This window comes from Syntrophorhabdaceae bacterium (assembly GCA_028713955.1).
Taxonomy (GTDB): domain Bacteria; phylum Desulfobacterota; class Syntrophorhabdia; order Syntrophorhabdales; family Syntrophorhabdaceae; genus UBA5609.
This window is the reverse complement of record JAQTNJ010000358.1, coordinates 1-2,630: the sequence shown is the minus strand read 5'-3', so window position 1 is coordinate 2,630 and position 2,630 is coordinate 1. Positions and strand designations below refer to the sequence as shown.

The following is a 2,630-nucleotide window of genomic DNA, read 5'->3' as shown; positions in this document are numbered from 1 at the left end:
GGCAGAAAATTAATTGCATTTTTATGACCTTTGGAGGAAGATTAAAAAAAGGGGTGGGCTAATGAGGGATAAATCAACTGATAATAATTTGTTGGCTGTATTGAATTATTGAAGGACGTCCCCTCCGCTCTCGAAAGTCGACAATAAAGATTTGACCCCAACAACTCTGACACCAACAGCTCACAAGCGAACGTTCCTTATTTGGTAATACACCCGCACGATATAAACCTTTGTCTGCACCTGGGACATTTCTCCATATAGCATCCCTCGTGGTGGATACCGCCTGGCATTACATGACACACAGAGCATCGTTCTTTTTCATCTTCCGGGTAAGGCAGACGCCGGAAAGACATATCGTCTTGGTACTCTATGGGCTGATGAGAACAGGTTATTGTATTTGGATCTTCAATATCTCTGCCACACCGTTTGCAATCTGCCATAAGGCTGTTAAGATAGCATTAAATGGGCTATGAGATAAAGAGAATTTATTGAAGAGTACACGTTCCGGCTTGCTTCCTGCTGCACGCAACAAGATAATTGAACCTTTCATGCGGTAATCGTAGATTCCCCCTTGCAAAATATATGGAATAGGAGGAGAATGGAGAAAAGGGTGGGGCATGGGGAAAATCTCAACGGAAGGGAGACAAATAATCCAATTGCCGATTTGCAATTGCCAATTGCCGAATGAGAACAAAAAAAGAGCTTGGCGGAGGTGAAGCGCCTCCTCTGAGGAAGCCATGATTCGGAAAATGTGTTAATGCAAGACCTGATACCAACGGCTTTTTCTGAATGGGTCTAGGTCTGACCCTCAAGGCTCCTAAAAGGTCGTGAACGATGAGGAATAATTTGAAAATCACTTCGATGGTTTCGTTTATTCTATTCTGCGGGGGCTTTTCTCTTCTCTGGCCTGGTTGCGGCAATGCTGCCGGCAACAAAAAAACGAATTGGCAGTTAGCATCATCCATCGCCTTTACTGAGAACCTTGTCGAAACCTTATGGACTGTGGAGTTACCGCCGAAAAGCAGGCATCATACTGTCGGAGTGCGCCGTTTGGCCCTGAAAGACAGGGCAACATATGAGGGCGTGCTCGTACATCTTCCGGGATCTTCTTCAAACGGAAATTTCTACACTACCTCTGAAAAATACGATTTTCGAATTTATCTGGCCAACCGCGGCTACGATGTCTATACCGTTGAATACCGAACCAGCTTTATCCCTAAAACTGAAACGGATTATTCCTGCATGGCAACTTATAAGACAAGTGTGACACTTGCTGATCTCCGGAAGATTATCGAATTTGTAAAACAAAAAACAGGGAAACAGAGAATATTTTTGTCCGGTCACAGTACCGGCGCACGATATGTTTATCTCTATGCCTGCGCCAGAAGCTCAAAGGATCTCGCCGGGATAATCCCCATGGACGGATCGCCATGGGAAATGAATGGACGCCCCTCACCCGAATCGACCATTGATATCAATTTGGGTTACGCAGCGCTGGCTTCAGGAGATACTGAGATAAACAGGAAACTTTTCAAAAGCTGGGGAGTAGAGCCTGACGCCGGGTATTACAATGTTCTTATAATAAATTGGGACCCTGAAATGGGAAAAGCAATGCGATCATTTTTTTCGCCCTTGCCCTATGGCCCACAATACGGTCCGTTTGCAGGTTTCCCGACAGTTTCAGATTATATTGCCGACCAGCTTCAAAATGTCTGGGGAAATGCGCAGTTAACCAATATCAAAAATGGATATGCCCGGGTTGATGTCATGATGAACATGATGTCCAGGGTGGGAGTTCCCTGGCCATTGGTCGATTATCTGGAAGACGCTTATCTGGGCAACTGGGAAGGGAATCCTCCGGCAGCCGAATTAAAGTTTGTAAAAAATATTGAAAAAGTAAAGACCTCCATTCTGGTCTTCGCATCGGAAATGTGGACAACAGCGGTTGGTTATGAATACCTCTGGAAACGTGAAGGATATGAAATGATCAAAAGTACTGACCGACAATATATTTTGCTCAAAGGCTTCGGCCATATGGATATTCTCGCCGGCGAGAAAGCCAGAGATGAAGTCTTTGTCCCGCTCTATAACTGGCTGCAAGCTCATAAATAATGGGGAGCGGGGGCATCATTAAAAGGCGGGCATTAGGGACGACCGTAAATAAGTAAATAACTCATAACACATAGCCTTTCTCACTGACAATCCCCTCACCTCGTTCCACAGCATAGCTTACAGCAGGCGGCGTCATGTTGAGAAACTGAGCTACCCGTGGAGCATAAGGGTCAAGTCGTGTTTTTTGCATTTCTAAGCCGGAGGGAGCGAACAGCGTTCCTGCGAAAACAATATTTGGGCAACAATTGGTTCCATAAATGTGCTATAATAATGGGTATGAAGAAGCACCTTTATATTGTTCTTATCCTCATAATAGCCCTTTCACTGATCCTTCCTTCTGCAAGCTATGCCTGGCATCACAGATACTACCGTGGGTGCGGTGGATGCTGTAACGGCTGGGGTGTCGGAGCGGCGATTGCAGGAGGGCTTCTTGTCGGCGCAGTTGTAGGCAATGTCATAGCCAATAGCGCTGTCTATAGTCCGCCGCCGCAAAGGGTATATTATTCTCCCCGGCCAAA

The 2,630-nt window shown here is 45.7% G+C and carries 2 protein-coding genes; both read left to right on the top strand.

All coding sequences use genetic code 11. The features are described 5' to 3' along the window. Window positions 1-1,416 precede the first annotated feature (1,416 nt). Complete coding sequence (locus PHU49_16995; protein ID MDD5245706.1) at window positions 1,417-2,112, top strand: hypothetical protein; 696 nt, start codon at window positions 1,417-1,419, stop codon at window positions 2,110-2,112. A gap of 276 nt (window positions 2,113-2,388) precedes the next feature. Continuing rightward, window positions 2,389-2,630: hypothetical protein (locus PHU49_16990; GenBank protein ID MDD5245705.1), on the top strand; the 242-nt coding region annotated here is incomplete at its 3' end.

Bases quoted from the DNA above. Each gene is read 5' to 3' on its own strand.
- PHU49_16995 (MDD5245706.1), top strand. From the start codon at position 1,417: ATGGACGGATCGCCATGGGAAATGAATGGACGCCCCTCACCCGAATCG.